Consider the following 17,506-nt stretch of genomic DNA (forward strand, 5'->3'; position numbering starts at 1 on the left):
AACAGCCGAATTAGCGATTAAGGAGTATTGGGGTGTCGAGTACCGAAGACGAAAATTTGGCGGATCTGAAGGATTGGTGGTCGCGCAACGGCAAGCCCCTGGTTACTGGCGGCCTGTTGGCGCTGGTCATCGTATTCGGCTGGCAGGCGTATCACAAATATCAGAGCAATCAGTCGCAAGGCGCCTCGATTCTCTATCAGCAATTGCTGGAAACCACACTGACGCCCGACGGCAAGCCCGATGCAGCCCGTGTTGCGGACCTGGCCGGCAAACTCAACACCGAGTTCGCCGGTAGCGCTTATGCGCAGTACGGCAGTCTGTTCGTGGCCAAGGTTGCGGTCGACAGCGGCAAGCTGGACGACGCCGCCACTGAGCTGAAAGCCATTATCGCCAAACCGGCCAACCCTGCATTGGGCGAAATCGCCCGCCAGCGCCTGGCTCAGGTGCTCGGTGCGCAGAACAAGGCCGATGAAGCATTGAAACTGCTGGAAGGCGATGCCGACAAGGCGTTCCTGGCCACTCGCGAAGAACTCAAGGGCGACCTGCTGGTGCAGTTGGGTCGTACCGATGAAGCGAACGCAGCGTATCAAAAAGCCAAGGCGGCACTGTCGGACGAAGCGGCGGTCGGTGGCCTACAAATCAAGCTGGACGACCTGGCCAAAGGGGATGCGTGACGTGATTCGTTGGAAACATGCAGCATTGCTGGCCCTGGCCCTGTTGGCCGCGGGTTGCAGCAGCAACAGCAAAAAAGAACTGCCGCCGGCCGAACTGGTCGACTTCAAGGAAGAAGTGGTTTTGCAAAAGCAGTGGAGTCGTTCGATCGGTGACGGTCAGGGCGAGTCCTACAACATGCTGGTTCCGGCGATCGATGGCGATACCATCTATGCCGCCGACGTTACCGGTGTGGTCATGGCCATGGACCGCAGCAACGGCGACGTGAAATGGAAGAAGGATCTTGAGCTGCCTGTTTCCGGTGCCGTTGGCGTCGCTTACGGTCTGCTGACGATCGGTACGATCAAGGGTGAAATTGTTGCCCTGGACGCCATCAACGGTGAAGAGAAATGGCGCGCTCGCGTGTCCAGCGAAGTTCTCGCACCACCAGCCAACAACGGTGACGTTGTTGTGGTTCAGACTCAGGACGACCGTCTGATCGGTCTGGATGCCGCCACCGGTAACCGTCGCTGGATCTATGACAGCACCCCTGCGGTACTGACCCTGCGTGGTACCAGTGCGCCGATCGTGACCAACCGTCTCGCGGTGGCTGGCCTGTCGACCGGTAAAGTGGTCGCTGTGGATATCTCCAACGGCGTACCGGTGTGGGAGCAGCGTGTAGCCATCCCGCAAGGTCGTTCCGAGCTGGAACGTGTGGTCGATATCGACGGCGGCTTGTTGCTGTCCGGCGGTACGCTGTACGTCGCCAGCTACCAGGGTCGCGTTGCGGCTTTGGACCTGGAAAGCGGTCGCCAGCTCTGGCAGCGTGATGCTTCCAGCTATGCCGGTGTCGCCCAGGGATTTGGCACTGTTTACGTGAGCCTGTCTTCGGGCACCGTTGAAGGCGTCGACGAGCGTTCCACCACAGCCTTGTGGACCAACGACTCGCTGGCTCGCCGTCAACTGTCGGCTCCGGAAGTGTTCTCCAGCTATGTTGCAGTCGGTGACCTGGAAGGTTACCTGCACTTGCTGAGTCAAGTGGACGGCCGTTTCGTCGGCCGCGAACGCATCGACAGCGACGGCCTGCGTGCCCGTCCGCTGGTGGTGGGTGACACGATTTATGTGTATGGCAACAGCGGCAAACTGGAAGCCCTGACCATCAAGTAAGAACTATGCTTGGGGTTAACCGCCCCAGGCTGCTTCACTTGTGGGTATGAATGTGAGAGCGAGCCTGCTCGCGATGGACGTTAACGAATTCGTTTGCGTCCCGAATAAACGCGGTGCCCCCGCGTTTTTCGCGAGCAGGCTCGCTCCCACAGACAAGCGCACAGTGTTGCCCCGAGCACCAGCCGCTGCCTAGCAGCGGCTTTTGTATTTTCTGAAATAACGAAGTGGAGAGCCGCATGGTTCCCGTAATCGCCCTGGTGGGTCGACCGAACGTCGGCAAGTCCACCTTGTTCAACCGCCTGACCAGGACTCGTGACGCCATCGTTGGTGACTTGTCCGGTCTGACCCGTGATCGCCAATACGGTGAGGCCAAGTGGCAAGGGCGTTCCTACATTCTGGTCGACACCGGCGGTATCTCCGGTGATGAACATGGTATGGACGAAAAAATGGCCGAGCAGTCGCTGCTGGCCATTGAAGAAGCGGATGTTGTTCTGTTCCTGGTAGATGCCAAGGCCGGTTTCACCGCCGCCGACCAGATGATCGCCGAGCACTTGCGCAAACGTAACAAGCGTTCCTACGTGGTTGCCAACAAGGTCGACAACATCGACCCTGAAATGGCCCGCGCCGAATTCGCCCCGTTGGGCATGGGCCACGCGATCCCGATCGCAGGTGCTCATGGTCGTGGCATCACTCAGATGCTGGAAATCGCCCTGAGCGATTTCCCGAAAGACGAAGAAGAGCCGGAAGACGGCGAAGAAGAGATCGTTGCCGAAGGCGAGGAAGCCAAGCGCATTCCTGGCCCGAGCGAAAAAGACGGGATCAAGATCGCCATCATCGGCCGTCCGAACGTCGGCAAGTCGACCCTGGTCAACCGTATGCTCGGTGAAGACCGGGTTATCGTGTACGACCAGCCCGGCACCACTCGCGACAGTATCTACATCCCGTTCGAGCGTAACGAAGAGAAGTACACGCTGATCGACACCGCCGGTGTGCGCAAGCGCGGCAAGATCCACGAAGAAGTCGAAAAATTCTCCGTGGTCAAAACCCTGCAAGCGATCAAAGACGCCAACGTGGTGATCTTCGTGATGGACGCCCGCGAAGGCGTAGTGGATCACGACCTCAACCTGCTGGGCTTTGCCATTGAGTCGGGTCGTGCGTTGGTCATCGCGATCAACAAGTGGGACGGCATGACGCCGAGCGAGCGCGACTTCGTGAAGGTCGAGCTGCAACGCCGACTGTTCTTCGTTGATTACGCCGACATCCACTTCATCTCGGCGCTGCACGGTACCGGCGTGGGCAACCTCTACGCGTCCGTACAGAACTCGTTCAAGTCGGCGGTTACCCGCTGGCCAACCAACCGCCTGACCCAGATTCTGGAAGATGCGGTTGGCGAGCACGCGCCACCGATGGTCAACAACCGCCGGATCAAGTTGCGTTACGCCCACTTGGGTGGTGCGAACCCGCCGATCATCGTGATTCACGGTAACCAGATCGAGAAGGTGCCGAAGTCTTACGTGCGTTACCTGGAAAACACTTACCGCCGTGTCTTGAAGCTGGTCGGTACGCCAATCCGCATCGAGTTCAAGGGTGGCGAGAACCCGTACGAAGGCAACAAGAACTCGCTCACCGACCGTCAGGTCAACAAGAAGCGTCGCTTGATGTCGCACCACAAGAAGGCCGACAAGAAGCGCCGCGACAAGCGTTGACGCTTGCGTAGGAGCCGGCTTGCTGGCGATGGCACCATCGCGGTTCATCTGAAGTACCGCAGTGATAGGATCGCCAGCAAGCCGGCTCCTACAGGGTTCGGCAGTAAAAAGGGTACTCACCAGAGTGCCCTTTTTTTATGGGCGCCGGATGGGCTATCCTCGGGCTCTCCCGTGCCGCCGTAGAGCCGGGTGTAGAGCAGGGAATCACCGATGATCACCAGTAAGCTGCCGAATGTCGGCATCACTATCTTCACTCAGATGTCTCAGCTCGCGGCGCAAACCGGGGCGATCAACCTGTCCCAGGGTTTCCCCGATTTCGACGCCCCGCGAGCCCTGTGCGATGCGGTCGGTCGGCATATCGCCAGCGGCCACAACCAGTATTCACCGATGACCGGCCTGCCGGTGTTGCGTCAGCAGATTGCGACGAAGATCGCCCGCAGCTATGGCGTGAATGTCGATGCCGACCATGAAGTGACGGTCACCCCCGGCGCGACCCAGGCGATCTTTTGCGCCATTCAGGCAGTTATCCACAGCGGTGACGAAGTCATCGTGTTTGACCCGGCTTATGACAGTTACGAGCCTTCGGTAGAACTGGCCGGTGGTCGTTGCGTGCATGTGCAGTTGGGTGTGAACGACTTCAGCATCGACTTCCAGAAGCTCGCCGATGCGTTGAGCCCGCGCACGCGGATGATCATCCTCAACACCCCGCACAACCCCAGCGGCGCGCTGATCAGCAGAGCCGATCTGGACCAGTTGGCGGCACTGATCCGCGATCGCGACATTTATGTCATCAGCGACGAAGTCTACGAACACCTGGTGTACGACGGCGTGCATCACGTCAGCGTGCTGGCCCATGAAGAGCTGTATCAGCGTGCCTTCGTGGTCAGCTCCTTCGGTAAGACCTATCACGTCACCGGTTGGAAAACCGGCTACGTCGTCGCGCCACCGGCCCTGACGGCAGAGCTGCGCAAGGTGCACCAGTACGTCAGTTTCTGCGGCGTAACCCCGCTGCAATACGCCTTGGCCGATTACATGGCCGAGCATCCTGAACACGTCGAAGAACTGCCGGGCTTCTATCAGGCCAAGCGCGACCTGTTCTGCGATCTGCTGGCGCCGTCGCGCTTCAGCTTCAAACGGGTGACTGGCACCTATTTCCAGTTGGTCGATTACTCGCAGATCCGCCCGGACCTCAATGACGTCGAGATGGCGCTGTGGATGACCCGCGAACACGGCGTGGCCAGCGTCCCGATCTCGGTGTTCTACCAATCGCCGCCAGTCGGCCAGCGCCTGGTACGGCTGTGCTTTGCCAAACGCGAGGAGACCCTGCGTGAAGCAGCGGAAAAACTATGCGTGATCTGAGTGCGTTGCCCAATCTTAACGTGGCGCTGATCCAGACGTCCCTGGCCTGGCACGACCGCCAGGCCAATCTGGAACATTTCGTACCGCTGCTGGAGCAGGCCCGTGACGCTGATCTGATCATTCTGCCGGAGATGTTCACCACCGGGTTCTCCATGGAGTCCGAAACCCTTGCGGAGTCGGAACACGGGCCGACCAGCAAATGGTTGCGCGTTCAGGCGGCGAAGCTTGATGCGGTGATCACCGGTAGCATCATCGTTCAGGCCGCTGATGGCAGTCATCGTAATCGCCTGTTGTGGGCTCGGCCGGATGGCGAGGTGCTGCACTACGACAAGCGCCACCTGTTCCGCATGGCTGGCGAGCACAACCATTACACCCCTGGCGAGCGTCAGGTTCAGTTCGAGTTGAAAGGCTGGCGGATACGGCCGCTGATTTGCTACGACCTGCGTTTCCCGGTGTGGAGTCGCGATGCCCAGGACACCGACCTGTTGTTGTACACCGCTAACTGGCCGGGTGCACGTCGTCAGCACTGGAACCGCTTGTTGCCGGCGCGGGCGATTGAAAACCTGTGTTATGTGGCGGCGGTGAATCGCATCGGGACTGATGGCAAGGGCTTTGCCTATACCGGCGACAGTCAGGTGCTGGATTTCCAGGGTGAGACATTGCTCAGTGCGGGGGAGGCAGATGGGGTGTTCAAAGTGACGCTGGATGCGGCTGAGCTGGCGGCGTATCGCAAACGGTTTCCGGCGAATCTGGATGCGGATACCTTCGAGTTCACCTGATAACTCTGTAGGAGCTGGCTTGCCAGCGATTGCGTCCTGACAGATGCATCGAGAACTCAGCATCGCCAGCAAGCCGGCTCCTACCGCAGAATGAAAAAAGGCCCCAAGGTTCGCACCTTGGGGCCTTTTGCATTTCAGCGACGCTTAGGCCGCTTTCGCTTCCGGCTGGCTCAGCGAACGGTTCAGGGCACTGAACAGCGCCTTGAAGCTCGCGGTGGTGATGTTTTCATCAATACCCACGCCGTGCACCGCACGTTCACCGTTCACTCGCAGTTCAATGTAGGCCGCAGCCTTGGCATTGGTGCCCGCGCCGATGGCGTGCTCGTTATAGTCCATGATTTCCACCGGAATCGGCAGGCCGGCTACCAGTGCTTCCAGAGCACCGTTACCCTTGCCGCGCCAGTGCAGGTTGGTTTCGCCCTGGCCTTTACTGGCCACTTCCACTTCGACGGCGCTGTTGCCGTTTTCTTCCTGCAGGCGATGGCTGACCAGCGCGTACGGGGTGTTGGCCTGCAAGTACTCGCTGTGCAGCAGCGCGTGAATTTGTTGGGCGGTCATTTCCAGGCCCAAGCGATCGGTTTCACGCTGTACAACCTGGCTGAACTCGATCTGCATGCGACGTGGCAGGCTGATGCCGTATTCCTGTTCCAACAGGTAGGCGATGCCGCCTTTGCCCGATTGGCTGTTGACGCGAATCACCGCCTCGTAGCTGCGACCGATGTCGGCCGGGTCGATTGGCAGGTAAGGCACTTCCCACATTGCATCGGGTTTCTGCTGGGCGAAGCCTTTGCGGATTGCGTCCTGGTGCGAGCCGGAGAACGCGGTGTGAACCAGGTCGCCAACGTACGGATGACGCGGGTGCACCTGGATCTGGTTGCACTCTTCGACGACTTTGCGCACGCCGTCGATGTCCGAGAAGTCGAGCTCAGGGTGAACGCCCTGGGTGTAAAGGTTCAGGGCCACGGTCACGAGGTCGACGTTACCGGTGCGCTCGCCGTTGCCGAACAGGCAGCCTTCGACACGGTCGGCGCCGGCCATCAGGCCCAACTCGGTGGCGGCAACACCAGTGCCACGGTCGTTGTGGGTGTGCAGGCTGATGATCACGCTGTCACGACGGTTGATGTGACGGCCGAACCATTCGATCTGGTCGGCATAGATGTTCGGGGTCGCGCATTCCACCGTGGCCGGCAGGTTGAGGATCATCTTGTGCTCAGGCGTCGGGTTCCAGACCTCGATCACGGCGTCGCAGACTTCCTTGGCGAACTCCAGCTCAGTGGCGCTGAAGGTTTCCGGCGAGTACTCGAAGGTCCACTCGGTGTCCGGTTGCATGGCGGCGTATTTGACGAACAGCTTGGCGGCGTTCACGGCGATGGCCTTGATCCCGTCCTTGTCCTGGTTGAAGACAATGCGGCGGAAGGAAGGGGAGGTCGCGTTGTACAGGTGAACGATGGCTTTCTTCGCGCCGCGCAGGGATTCGAAGGTGCGCTCGATCAAGTCTTCACGGCCCTGGGTCAGCACCTGAATGGTGGTGTCTTCCGGGATATGGTTGTCTTCGATCAGGGTACGGACGAAGTCGAAGTCGGTTTGCGAAGCGGCCGGGAACGATGCTTCGATTTCCTTCACGCCAACCTGCACGAGGGTTTTCCAGAAGCGCAGCTTCTTGACAGCGTCCATCGGCTCGATCAGCGACTGGTTACCGTCACGCAGGTCGGAACTGCACCAGATCGGCGCGGCGGTGATGGTTTTCGACGGCCAGGTGCGGTCCGGAATGTCGATGGTCGGGAATGCGCGGTATTTCGAAGACGGGTCTTTGAGCATGCTCATCGGGAAATCCTTATTGTGTGGGCCGAAAAAAGGCGGCCTGCCGGTGGATCAAAAGTTCTTGGACTAACGCTTGGGACGAGGCACCACGATTCAGCCCGGCAGTCGTGCACTGACGAGGCACAGGCTGCGGTGCTGGCGAAGCTGAATGAGGGTGTGAGAGGTTTTCATGCCTTCAACCCTAACCTTGGGGGGGAAGGATGGCAAGCAGTCGAAAAAAATTGAGAGGAATACTCGTGAACGGGTGTTTTCCGAGATTTTATTGCTTTTTTTTGCATAAATATTTGTCTTGTTTGCGAAAGGTTTAAGCGATGCGCAATCGAAACCTCAAGCACCATGACCGGGTAGCGAGGCTATTCTTAAAGCCTCAGTTGGCAAGCAGGAGTCGGTGATGAACGAGTCCGATTGGAAACGATATTGCGAATTGCGCCCGGTCGCCCATGAGCGAATGTGCACCCGCATCATGACCGACGTCGAAAAGATCGTGCTGGACAAGAGCATCCCACCCTACGAGCGGATCGACGCGAGCGAAGAGCTGCTGAAGGCCGGGCAGAAAGAGTTGTATTGGGCGTTTGGCGTCTTTCGGTTTTCAAGCCATGAAGCCCGCTCGCATCTGCTTGGGCTATGTGCGCGGGAGTTGATTACGACGCAGGAGTTGAGCGGTTTCTCGCAGGAGACCCAGGAATGGGTCAGGCACTGCCTGGCGGACCGGGAGGTTCATGGGATTGAGGATCTGGACGCTGAGTAGGGCTCGAAAAGATCGCAGCCTGCGATCTTTTGATCTTGCTTAAGGCTGAAACGCCCCAATAAAAATCGCCGGATCCACCCGTGCATCATTCAGGCTGACATTCCAATGCATATGCGGGCCGGTCGCACGACCCGTCGCCCCGACCTTGCCGACCACGCCGCCGCGAGCCAGTTGCTGGCCGACCTTCACATCGATCTTCGACATATGGCAGAACATGCTGATGAAGCCCTGGCCGTGGTCGACGAACACTGTGTTGCCGTTGAAGAAGTAATTGCCGATCAGGATCACCTTACCGGCAGCCGGGGTTTTGATCGGTGTGCCGGCCGGCACGGCAAAGTCCAGGCCTGAATGAGGATTGCGCTCTTCACCGTTGAAGAAACGGCGCACGCCGAACTTGCTCGACAGCGGGCCGGCGACGGGTTTGTCCAGCAGCAGGTTGCTCGGCGTGTTCGGGCTGAATGTGCGGTAGGCGGTGATCTGCTCAGCCAGTTCACGCTCGATGCGCTTGAGGTTCTCCGGGTCCGGATTGACCTGTTGCGTGTTCTTCAGCGTGATGCGCTGTTCCGGGTATTTTTTGTTGCCAACAGTGAAACCCAGATTGCGACCGCCGCTGCTGATGGACTGTGCGCCCGGTTTGACCGTCAGCGGCACGCCGACAATGGCCAGCCAGTTGTTCTGTTCCTTGACCACCAGCAGCGGTTTGCCCTGATAGCTGGCTTTCGGCGCCTGGGCGGAAGTGCCCAGGTCGACCACGGCCACGCCGCCCGGCACGGGTTTGTTCAGCAGGCGGGTGATGTAGCTGTCGGCGTGGGCGTTGAAGGTCAGGCACAGCAACAGCAGTGGAGCTAAAAAGCGCGGCATGGATCAGTCCAGTAAAGAAAGGGTGACAGGCGTCAGGTGATTGTCTTCGACCCGGACCTGCAGTTCGCCTTCACCCAGTTTGGCGGTCAGGCGCTGGCCGGTGCGGGTTTGCCCGGCGCTGCGGATCGCCTTGCCGCGCTCGTCCAGCAAAATGCTGTAGCCACGGCCGAGAGTCGCCAGCGGGCTGACCACATGCAACGTCTGCATCTGGCTGTGCAGTTGCAGGCGACGACTCTTCAGCCCTTCGCGGATGGCGCGGGGGAGGCGTTCGGCCAGGCTGTCGAGGCGCTGGCGCAGCATCGCCAGTTGACGTCCCGGATGTTGCCCGGCCAGACGAGTCTCCAGACGGATCAAACGTTCACGACGCGTGTTGAGGCTGCGCTCGAACGCGCGGCGCATGCGCATGTCCAGGTCATCCAGGCGTTGCGCTTGCTGGCGCAAACGTTCGCCGGGATGGCGCAGACGTCGAGAGATGCCTTCCAGTCGCAGCCGGTCGCGCATCAAACGGTCGCGCATGCGCATCACCAATCGGCGGTGCAGGCTTTCGACCCGGCGTACCAGGTCGCTGGAATCCGGTGCCAGCAGTTCGGCGGCCGCGGAGGGTGTCGGGGCGCGAACGTCGGCGACGAAGTCACTGATCGATACGTCGGTTTCATGGCCGACGGCGCTGACGATCGGTGTTACGCAGGCGTCAACGGCGCGGGCAACCGCTTCTTCGTTGAAGCACCAGAGGTCTTCCAGCGAACCACCGCCACGGGCCAGGATCAACGCATCGAAGCCGCGGGCATCCGCCAGTTTCAAGGCGCGGACAATCTGCGCGGTGGCTTCGCGGCCCTGCACGGCGGTGGGGATCAGCGTTAGCTGTATTTGCGGCGCACGGCGACGAAACACGCTGATGATGTCGCGGATCACAGCGCCGGTAGGCGAACTGATGATGCCGATGCGTTGTGGGTGCGCCGGCAGCGGCACCTTGCGTTCGGCGCTGAACAGGCCTTCGGCACTGAGTTTTTCCTTGAGCGCATCGAAGGCCAGGCGCAAGGCGCCATCGCCGGCCGGCTCTACGGTGTCGAGGATCAGCTGATAATCGCCGCGTCCCTCGAACAGCGAGACTTTGCCTCGGACCTTGACCGCCAGGCCATCCTTCAAGGCCTGACGCACGCGCGCGGCGTTTTGCCGAAACAGTGCGCAACGCACCTGGGCGCCGCTGTCCTTGAGGGTGAAATACACGTGGCCGGACGCCGGGCGGGCGAGGTTGGAGATTTCGCCTTCGACCCAGATGTTGCTGAATACGTCTTCGAGCAACACCCGCGCACGGCCGTTGAGCTGGCTGACGGTCAGGACTTCGCGGTCCAGGCCGAGTCTTGCAAAGGGATCTTTAATCATGGGGCGCAGTTTAAAGGCATTTTCCAAGTGAATGCACGATCCCTATATCACCAAATGATCGATGAACTGTTGAACCAGCGTCGTTGGGTGTTTGCGGTATGCCAAGGCGACGCTGCTATGGCTGTCGGGGTCTGCCAATGGCAGAAAATGGACGTCGGGTGGCGCAATGTCCTGCATCGATTCCGGCAAAAGGGCGATACCAAATCCCGCCTGGATTAATTGCAGTTGCGTGGTTTTACGCGACATCACCCGAGCTGCTTTGGGAAAGAAACCCTGGCGCATGCACAACTGCGCAGACAGGTAGCTAAGCCCTCCTCGTTGGGGGTGAGGGATGGAAATAAACGCTTCTTCACGTAACTGTCCCAGGTTGATTGGCTGCCCGGGTATGTCCCCGGCCAACCAGTGATCGGGCGGAACTGCCACCAGCAAAGGTTCATCGTAAAGCACCTCTATCTGTATCCCTTCGCACTGGCGGAGCAATGGCAAACGCAATAGACCGACATCCAGTCGACCATCTGCCAATTCTTGCAGCTGCGCTTCGGAAGACAACTGGGCGATGTCCATGGATACACCGGGATGATGTTCAAGATAATCGCTGACACTGCGTAGCAGTCGGCCGCTCATGGGCACCGTGCTGGAATGACTCAGGCGTAAGGTACCGGTTTGGCCACTACCGATCTTGGTGGCCATTTCGCTGGCCTTGATCAGTTCGCTCAACAGATTTTTGGCTCGGGGTAAAAAAGCTTCCCCCGCAGGTGTGAGCTGGGGCCTGCGTGCAGTACGTTCAAAGAGCGGGGTTTGCAGGTGCGCTTCCATGTCCTTGATTTGTCGACTCAGCGCCGACTGGGCGATGAACAGGCGCTCGGCTGCGGCCCCAAAACTGCCGCACTCAGCGATTTCTACGAAGTAACGCAGTTGCCGGATTGAAAGCACAAGGCATGCCTTTTTGAGATTGGTGGGTGGCTTTGACGATATTAGTCGCAACCCTCGGCAATGGCTAAAGTCAGCGAACTTAAATAGAGGAACGCTGCAATGAGCGTATTGACGTTGCTGGGGCAATGGCCGTTTGGCGCCATGGACTGGCTGGTGATTGGTGGGGGCATCGCCCTGGCTTACATCGTGTTTGGCATCGCCGGTTTCGGCACCGCGTTGGTGGCGGGGCCGATTCTGATTCTGTTTATGCCGCTGTCGAAGATCGTACCGCTGCTGGTGTTGCTGGATTTCGTCGCGGCTTTCGGCAATCTGCTGCCTTCGCGGCGTGATGTGGCCAGGCCGGAGTTGCTGCGGTTGCTGCCGTGTATGGCGGTGGGCTGCACCGTGGGGGTGGTTTTTCTGCTGAACCTCAAGTCGGATCTGTTGCTGTTGTTGATGGGGCTGTTTATCAGCGCCTATGCGATATACAGCCTGTGGGTGAAAAGCCGGCCGACGCAATTGTCCGCAGCATGGGCACTGCCGATGGGTACCGTGGGCGGGATGTTTGGCGCGTTGTTCGGCAGTGGTGGGTTTTTGTATGCGATCTATCTGAACAGTCGTTTGTCCAAGGAGGCGGCGCGAGCGACCCAGAGTGCATTGATCAGCTGCAGTACGGTGGTGCGATTGAGCCTGTTCGTTATCGCGGGTGTGTATGCCGATTTGCCGTTGCTGGCGCTGGCGGTGTGCCTGCTGCCGGCCATGGCGCTGGGACTGTGGATCGGCCGACGGCTGACCATGAAGCTGTCGCGCGAGGCGTTCGTGCGCTTGGTGACATGGTTGGTGCTGGCCAGCGGGATTGCCTTGATTGGGCGCTACTTGAGCACCTGAACAGATAACGGCGATGTCTCGCGCCGCTCTGTAGAAGTCCGGCTTGCCGGCGATAGCGTCCTCAAGGGCTTCATCGCCGGCAAGCCGGGCTCCTACAGAGTTTGCGGTTCGCAAGAGAGCGGTTCGATCGACGGGTCAGGGCGTCAGTCGTTGTACTGACTCAACAGCCGTTCCAGTCGCGCACTGAGGCGTCGTTTGATTTCGGTTTCGATGTGCGGGGCGAAGTCGTCGATCACGTCTTGCATGATCAGCTCTGCGGCGGCGCGCAGTTCGCTGTCCAGGTGCAGCAAATCGTCCGGGTTCTTGCTGGCCGCTGGCGCAGGTGCCGGTTCGGCAACGGGTGCCGGGGCTGGCGGTGCGACGCTCGGTGCGGGTTCGCTGACGGCGTCGAACAACATGGGAATCTGTTCCTGGTCGTCGTCCTCGACCGTTTCGGTCAGCAGTGGTGGTTGCAGGTTTTCGTCGCCGAGCAACTGGCGGATCGACTCAAGGTCGTCCAGCAGGTGAGACGGTTGCAGCGGTTTTGGAGTGTCCATCGGAATGCTCAGAGTCGCTGTAAACGGTGATCTTGCAGAGGATAGCCTTGTTCGCGGTAGAAACGAAAACTCTCCCGCGCGGCCTGGCGAATTGTCGGGTCTTCCACCACCACTTCCGCCACGCGGGCGAAACGCGGGGCGAAGGCCGGGACTTTCAGGTCGAGGTTGACCAGCAAGTCTTGATGCTGACCGCAGTCATCGCCAAAACCCAGCACGATCAAGCCGTCCGGTTCATTTTCGGCGGGACCGTGGGGCACGAAGCTTTCGCCCTTGAAGGTCCACAGGCGTGCATCGAGGTCATCGCGCTGGGTCGCATCGCTGCAATGCAGGTAAACGCGGTGGCCCATGCGCCAGGCTTTTTCGGTGAGCTTGCAGGCGAAATCCAGGCGTGCCGAAGGGTCGGCGCTGGGCAGGATATAGAAGTCGACTTTGGTCATTGCGGTTCCTGAGCCGGGGCGGCGTTGCCCGAAAGCAACGCCCCCTGGATCATTGGTTTCAGGCTTTGGCGCGGTCCAGCAGGTACTGGGTCAGCAGGGGAACCGGACGGCCAGTGGCGCCCTTGTCCTTGCCTCCGCTGATCCATGCGGTACCGGCGATGTCCAGATGCGCCCAGTTCAGGTTCTTGGTGAAGCGCGACAGGAAGCAGGCAGCGGTGATGGTGCCGGCTTTCGGGCCGCCGATGTTGGCGATGTCGGCGAACGGGCTGTCCAGTTGCTCCTGGTACTCATCGAACAGCGGCAGTTGCCAGGCACGGTCGTCAGCAGCTTTGCCGGCGCTCAGCAGTTGGCCGATCAGTTCGTCGTTGTTGCCCAGCAAGCCCGAGGTGTGCGAGCCCAGTGCAACGATGCAGGCGCCGGTCAGGGTGGCGATGTCGATCACCGCTTGCGGCTTGAAGCGCTCGGCGTAGGTCAGGGCGTCGCACAGCACCAGGCGGCCTTCGGCGTCGGTGTTGAGGATTTCCACGGTCTGGCCGCTCATGGTGGTGACGATGTCACCCGGGCGTGCAGCGTTGCCGCTCGGCATGTTTTCGGCACAGGCCAAAATGCACACCAGGTTGATCGGCAGATTCAGCTCAAGCACGGCACGCAGGGTACCGAACACGCTGGCCGCGCCGCCCATGTCGTACTTCATTTCATCCATGCCGGCGCCCGGCTTCAGGCTGATGCCGCCGGTGTCGAAGGTGATGCCTTTGCCGACCAGTGCGTACGGCTTCTCGGATTTCTTGCCGCCGTTGTACTGCATGACGATCAGGCGCGGCGGTTGAGCGCTGCCCTGGCCGACCGCGTAGAACGAGCCCATGCCCAGAGCCTTGATCTTCTTCTCGTCGAGGACTTCGACTTTCAGATCCTTGAACTCTTTGCCCAGGTCTTTCGCCTGCTCGCCGAGGAAGGTCGGGTGGCAGATGTTAGGCGGCAGGTTGCCCAGGTTGCGGGTGAAGGCCATGCCGTTAGCGATCGCGGTAGCGTGAGTCACGGCGCGCTGCACTTCAGCCTGAGCGGCCTTGATGGTCAGCAGGGTGATTTTCTTCAGCGCGAGAGGTTCGACTTTCTGGCTTTTGAACTGATCGAACGTGTATTCGCCATCTACCAGGGTTTCAGCCAGCAGGCGGGTCTTGCCGTAGCTGTCGCGACCTTTGACCACGACTTCGTCGAGCGCCAGTACCGCGTCGCTGCCGCCCAGGCCTTTGAGGGTGTTGAGGATGCCGGCGATGATTTTACGGAACGGGCGATCACCCAGTTCGTCGTCCTTGCCCACGCCCACCAGCAGCACGCGGTCGGCCTTGAGGTTCGGCAGGCTGTGCAGCATCAGGCTCTGGCCAACTTTACCGGCCAGATCGCCGCGCTTGAGTACGGTGCTGATCGCGCCACCGCTCAATTCATCGAGTTGTTTGGCCACGGCGCCGAGCTTGCGGCCTTCGCTGACGGCAACCACCAGCGTGGCGGTCTTCAACGTTTCCGGGTTTACGCTTTTTACAACCAGTTCCATGTCCGGTTCCCTGAATTGATGGTGATCTCGCAAGTGCCCGACACCGTATGTGCGCCCACTTGCCTATAAAGAGAAAGACGCCAGGTCGATCGGCGACAAAGGCCGCAGTTTGAACCTCGCTACCGGCGCCTGACAACCCTCGGTTGTGCGATCTTCATGGTTTGCAGGCCACAGCAGGAGCGAGCTTGCTCGCGAGGAGCCCCGGACCGCTGTGGGGTTTCTGGGTTGTCGCGTTATCGTTGACGAGCATCGCGAGCAAGCTCGCTACTACAAGGTGCTTCAATGCATTGCGCAGTGACAGGCGCACCCAATCACAGGATAATGCGCCATCTTTTTCGGCGGCTCCTGCCTTGCGGGCTGTCTGATACGTTTGCTTGTTTGGCCGCCTTAGCCTGACAACCCTGGAGTGTCTGGTTTGATTGTCTTCCGTTATCTGTCCCGCGAAGTCCTCTTGACCTTGAGCGCCGTCAGCGCCGTGCTGCTGGTCATCATCATGAGCGGCCGCTTCATCAAATACCTTGCCCAGGCAGCTGCGGGTCAACTCGATCCGGGCTCGTTGTTCCTGATCATGGGTTTTCGCATGCCGGGCTTTCTCCAGCTGATTTTGCCGCTGGGGCTGTTTCTGGGGATCCTGCTCTCCTACGGTCGCCTTTATCTTGAGAGCGAAATGACCGTCCTGTCGGCCACTGGCATGAGCCAGCAGCGCCTGTTTTGCATGACCCTTTTCCCGGCGACACTGGTGGCGTTGATCGTTGCCTGGTTGAGCCTGAGCCTGGCCCCACAGGGCGCCAATCAATTTCAATTGCTGCTGAACAAGCAGGATGCACTGACCGAGTTCGATACCCTGGAACCCGGCCGTTTCCAGGCCCTGCGCGACGGTACCCGGGTGACGTATACCGAACAGCTGTCGGATAATCGCGTCAATCTGGGCGGAGTGTTCATTTCCCAGAAAAACCTCAATTCAGACAAAAAGGACCGCGGGATCTCCGTATTGGTGGCTGAAAAGGGTCGTCAAGAGATCCGCCCCGACGGCAACCGCTACCTGATCCTCGATAACGGCTATCGCTATGACGGTAATCCGGGGCAGGCCGACTACCGGGCGATCAAGTACGACGAGTACGGTGTGTTGCTGCCCAAGCCTGATGTCAGCGACGAAGTCACCGACCGCGATGCCATGACCACGGCCACCTTGCTGGGCAGCGATGACATTCGTTCGCGCACCGAGCTGCAATGGCGTTTGTCCCTGCCATTGCTGGTGTTCATCGTGACCTTGATGGCGGTGCCGCTGTCGCGGGTCAATCCGCGCCAGGGCCGATTCCTCAAGCTGCTGCCGGCGATCCTTCTTTACATGGCTTACCTGTCCATCCTGATTGCCGCCCGCGGCGCCCTCGAAAAAGGCAAGATTCCACCAGCGCTGGGTTTATGGTGGGTTCACGGGATCTTCCTGGTCATTGGCCTGGGCCTGCTTTACTGGGAGCCCTTGCGCTTGAAGATGGCGAGTCGCCGCAGCAAGCTGGAGGTGGCCCGTGGTTAAGCTGGATCGCTACATCGGTATCAGTGTGTTCATGGCGATTCTCGCAGTGCTCGGGATCATCCTGGGCCTGGCCACGCTGTTTGCGTTCATTGATGAAATGAGTGACGTCAGCGACACCTATACGCTGCTCGATGTGCTGAGCTATGTGTTGCTGACCGCACCACGTCGTCTGTACGACATGCTGCCGATGGCGGCTCTGATCGGTTGCCTGATCGGCCTTGGCAGCCTGGCCAGCAACAGCGAATTGACCATCATGCGCGCCGCTGGCGTGTCGATTGGCCGAATCGTCTGGGCGGTGATGAAGCCGATGCTGGTGCTGATGCTGGCGGGTGTGCTGGTCGGCGAGTATGTCGCCCCGGCCTCTGAATCCATTGCCCAGGCCAACCGCTCGCTGGCTCAGGGCAGTGGCGACTCACAAAGCGCCAAACACGGCTTGTGGCACCGTCAGGGTGACGAGTTCATCCATGTCAACTCGGTCCAACCCAACGGTGTTCTGTACGGCGTGACCCGTTATCGCTTCGATAACGAGCGGCACATGTTGTCGGCGAGCTTCGCCAGGCGTGCGGAGTTCGACACGGATCACTGGCAGCTGTCGGACGTCAGCACCACGCTGTTCCATGAAAAGAACACCGAGGTGGTGTCTACCCCGGTCGAGCGTTGGGATGTGGCGTTGAGCCCGCAATTGCTCAATACCGTGGTCATGACGCCGGATTCGCTGTCGATCAGTGGTCTGTGGAGTTACATCCACTATCTGGCGGATCAGGGGCTGAACAATGGTCGTTACTGGCTGGCATTTTGGGTCAAGGTGTTGCAGCCGTTGGTCACCGCCGCGCTCGTGCTGATGGCGATTTCCTTCATTTTCGGACCCTTGCGCTCGGTGACTCTCGGTCAGCGGGTCTTCACCGGCGTGCTGGTGGGCTTCACCTTCCGCATCGTCCAGGATCTGTTGGGGCCTTCGAGCCTGGTATTCGGGTTCCCGCCGCTGTTTTCCGTACTGCTGCCGGCCGGTGTCTGTGCCCTGGCGGGGCTCTGGTTACTACGGCGCGCCGGATGATGGCAGGGTAAAACCCCGCGTTTGATGACAAAGAAACGCCCCGGTCGCAAGGCCGGGGCGTTTTTGTACGTGCCGTCTGACCTGCGAACGTGACGCTTGCGCCGTGGATCAGGTACAATTC

General features: G+C 59.8%; 16 protein-coding genes. 9 read left to right on the forward strand and 7 right to left on the reverse strand.

What is annotated here, in order from left to right; all coding sequences use genetic code 11:
• Positions 1-32 precede the first annotated feature (32 nt).
• From CKW15_RS07365 to CKW15_RS07385, 5 genes are all read left to right on the forward strand, one after another.
• Positions 33-674, forward strand: a complete 642-nt coding sequence (locus tag CKW15_RS07365; protein WP_095058594.1) for a tetratricopeptide repeat protein — start codon at positions 33-35, stop codon at positions 672-674.
• Entirely contained in the window at positions 667-1,818 is a 1,152-nt protein-coding gene (bamB, locus tag CKW15_RS07370; protein ID WP_095058595.1) for an outer membrane protein assembly factor BamB, read from the forward strand. The genes CKW15_RS07365 and bamB overlap by 8 nt, the downstream gene beginning before the upstream one ends.
• 236 nt (positions 1,819-2,054) lie before the next feature.
• Entirely contained in the window at positions 2,055-3,524 is a 1,470-nt protein-coding gene (der, locus tag CKW15_RS07375; RefSeq protein ID WP_095058596.1) for a ribosome biogenesis GTPase Der, read from the forward strand.
• Positions 3,525-3,734: 210 nt separating this feature from the next.
• Positions 3,735-4,883 (forward strand): pyridoxal phosphate-dependent aminotransferase, encoded by a 1,149-nt coding sequence (locus CKW15_RS07380; protein ID WP_095151942.1) that lies wholly within the window; start codon positions 3,735-3,737, stop codon positions 4,881-4,883.
• Positions 4,871-5,662: an amidohydrolase gene (locus CKW15_RS07385; RefSeq protein ID WP_095058598.1), complete on the forward strand. Its 792-nt coding sequence runs from the start codon at positions 4,871-4,873 to the stop codon at positions 5,660-5,662. The genes CKW15_RS07380 and CKW15_RS07385 overlap by 13 nt, the downstream gene beginning before the upstream one ends.
• A 144-nt stretch (positions 5,663-5,806) precedes the next feature.
• On the opposite strand, the gene leuA is transcribed toward CKW15_RS07385, so the two are convergent.
• Positions 5,807-7,486 carry a 2-isopropylmalate synthase gene (leuA, locus tag CKW15_RS07390; protein WP_095058599.1) on the reverse strand — a complete coding sequence of 560 codons (1,680 nt, stop codon included), beginning with the start codon at positions 7,484-7,486 and terminating at the stop codon, positions 5,807-5,809.
• Positions 7,487-7,874: 388 nt separating this feature from the next.
• Here leuA and CKW15_RS07400 point away from each other — a divergent pair, with 388 nt between their 5' ends.
• Positions 7,875-8,231: a hypothetical protein gene (locus CKW15_RS07400; protein WP_095151943.1), complete on the forward strand. Its 357-nt coding sequence runs from the start codon at positions 7,875-7,877 to the stop codon at positions 8,229-8,231.
• A 39-nt stretch (positions 8,232-8,270) separates the two neighbouring features.
• Here the strand turns inward: CKW15_RS07400 and CKW15_RS07405 are convergent, their stop codons facing one another.
• The 3 genes from CKW15_RS07405 to CKW15_RS07415 are packed head-to-tail and all read right to left on the reverse strand — an operon-like array spanning position 8,271 to position 11,408.
• Positions 8,271-9,092, reverse strand: coding sequence for a M23 family metallopeptidase (locus CKW15_RS07405; protein WP_095151944.1), 822 nt, complete (start codon positions 9,090-9,092; stop codon positions 8,271-8,273).
• A gap of 3 nt (positions 9,093-9,095) precedes the next feature.
• Positions 9,096-10,475 carry an exodeoxyribonuclease VII large subunit gene (gene xseA / locus CKW15_RS07410; RefSeq protein ID WP_095151945.1) on the reverse strand — a complete coding sequence of 460 codons (1,380 nt, stop codon included), beginning with the start codon at positions 10,473-10,475 and terminating at the stop codon, positions 9,096-9,098.
• A gap of 42 nt (positions 10,476-10,517) precedes the next feature.
• Positions 10,518-11,408, reverse strand: coding sequence for a LysR family transcriptional regulator (locus CKW15_RS07415; RefSeq protein ID WP_095058603.1), 891 nt, complete (start codon positions 11,406-11,408; stop codon positions 10,518-10,520).
• Positions 11,409-11,507: 99 nt separating this feature from the next.
• On the opposite strand from CKW15_RS07415, the gene CKW15_RS07420 reads away from it, so the two are divergent.
• Positions 11,508-12,275: a sulfite exporter TauE/SafE family protein gene (locus CKW15_RS07420; RefSeq protein WP_095151946.1), complete on the forward strand. Its 768-nt coding sequence runs from the start codon at positions 11,508-11,510 to the stop codon at positions 12,273-12,275.
• Between the two features lie 143 nt (positions 12,276-12,418).
• On the opposite strand, the gene CKW15_RS07425 is transcribed toward CKW15_RS07420, so the two are convergent.
• Genes CKW15_RS07425 through CKW15_RS07435 form a run of 3 tightly spaced genes read right to left on the reverse strand, consistent with a single transcriptional unit; the run spans position 12,419 to position 14,797 of the window.
• Positions 12,419-12,811: a DNA polymerase III subunit chi gene (locus tag CKW15_RS07425; RefSeq protein ID WP_095151947.1), complete on the reverse strand. Its 393-nt coding sequence runs from the start codon at positions 12,809-12,811 to the stop codon at positions 12,419-12,421.
• Positions 12,812-12,819: 8 nt separating this feature from the next.
• Complete coding sequence (locus tag CKW15_RS07430) at positions 12,820-13,248, reverse strand: DNA polymerase III subunit chi (protein ID WP_095058606.1); 429 nt, start codon at positions 13,246-13,248, stop codon at positions 12,820-12,822.
• Between the two features lie 58 nt (positions 13,249-13,306).
• Positions 13,307-14,797 (reverse strand): leucyl aminopeptidase, encoded by a 1,491-nt coding sequence (locus CKW15_RS07435; protein WP_095151948.1) that lies wholly within the window; start codon positions 14,795-14,797, stop codon positions 13,307-13,309.
• 415 nt (positions 14,798-15,212) lie between these two features.
• On the opposite strand from CKW15_RS07435, the gene lptF reads away from it, so the two are divergent.
• Together lptF and lptG are read left to right on the forward strand one after the other, a co-directional pair.
• Positions 15,213-16,331 (forward strand): LPS export ABC transporter permease LptF, encoded by a 1,119-nt coding sequence (gene lptF / locus CKW15_RS07440; protein ID WP_095058608.1) that lies wholly within the window; start codon positions 15,213-15,215, stop codon positions 16,329-16,331.
• Positions 16,324-17,385 (forward strand): LPS export ABC transporter permease LptG, encoded by a 1,062-nt coding sequence (gene lptG / locus CKW15_RS07445; protein WP_095151949.1) that lies wholly within the window; start codon positions 16,324-16,326, stop codon positions 17,383-17,385. The genes lptF and lptG overlap by 8 nt, the downstream gene beginning before the upstream one ends.
• Positions 17,386-17,506 lie beyond the last annotated feature (121 nt).

This window comes from Pseudomonas sp. Irchel s3b5, from assembly GCF_900187435.1.
In the GTDB taxonomy this organism is placed as follows: domain Bacteria; phylum Pseudomonadota; class Gammaproteobacteria; order Pseudomonadales; family Pseudomonadaceae; genus Aquipseudomonas.

Bases quoted from the DNA above. Each gene is read 5' to 3' on its own strand.
- bamB (WP_095058595.1), top strand. From the start codon at position 667: ATGCGTGACGTGATTCGTTGGAAACATGCAGCATTGCTGGCCCTGGCC.
- der (WP_095058596.1), top strand. From the start codon at position 2,055: ATGGTTCCCGTAATCGCCCTGGTGGGTCGACCGAACGTCGGCAAGTCC.
- CKW15_RS07380 (WP_095151942.1), top strand. From the start codon at position 3,735: ATGATCACCAGTAAGCTGCCGAATGTCGGCATCACTATCTTCACTCAG.
- CKW15_RS07385 (WP_095058598.1), top strand. From the start codon at position 4,871: ATGCGTGATCTGAGTGCGTTGCCCAATCTTAACGTGGCGCTGATCCAG.
- leuA (WP_095058599.1), bottom strand. From the start codon at position 7,486: ATGAGCATGCTCAAAGACCCGTCTTCGAAATACCGCGCATTCCCGACC.
- CKW15_RS07400 (WP_095151943.1), top strand. From the start codon at position 7,875: ATGAACGAGTCCGATTGGAAACGATATTGCGAATTGCGCCCGGTCGCC.
- CKW15_RS07405 (WP_095151944.1), bottom strand. From the start codon at position 9,092: ATGCCGCGCTTTTTAGCTCCACTGCTGTTGCTGTGCCTGACCTTCAAC.
- xseA (WP_095151945.1), bottom strand. From the start codon at position 10,475: ATGATTAAAGATCCCTTTGCAAGACTCGGCCTGGACCGCGAAGTCCTG.
- CKW15_RS07420 (WP_095151946.1), top strand. From the start codon at position 11,508: ATGAGCGTATTGACGTTGCTGGGGCAATGGCCGTTTGGCGCCATGGAC.
- CKW15_RS07425 (WP_095151947.1), bottom strand. From the start codon at position 12,811: ATGGACACTCCAAAACCGCTGCAACCGTCTCACCTGCTGGACGACCTT.
- CKW15_RS07430 (WP_095058606.1), bottom strand. From the start codon at position 13,248: ATGACCAAAGTCGACTTCTATATCCTGCCCAGCGCCGACCCTTCGGCA.
- CKW15_RS07435 (WP_095151948.1), bottom strand. From the start codon at position 14,797: ATGGAACTGGTTGTAAAAAGCGTAAACCCGGAAACGTTGAAGACCGCC.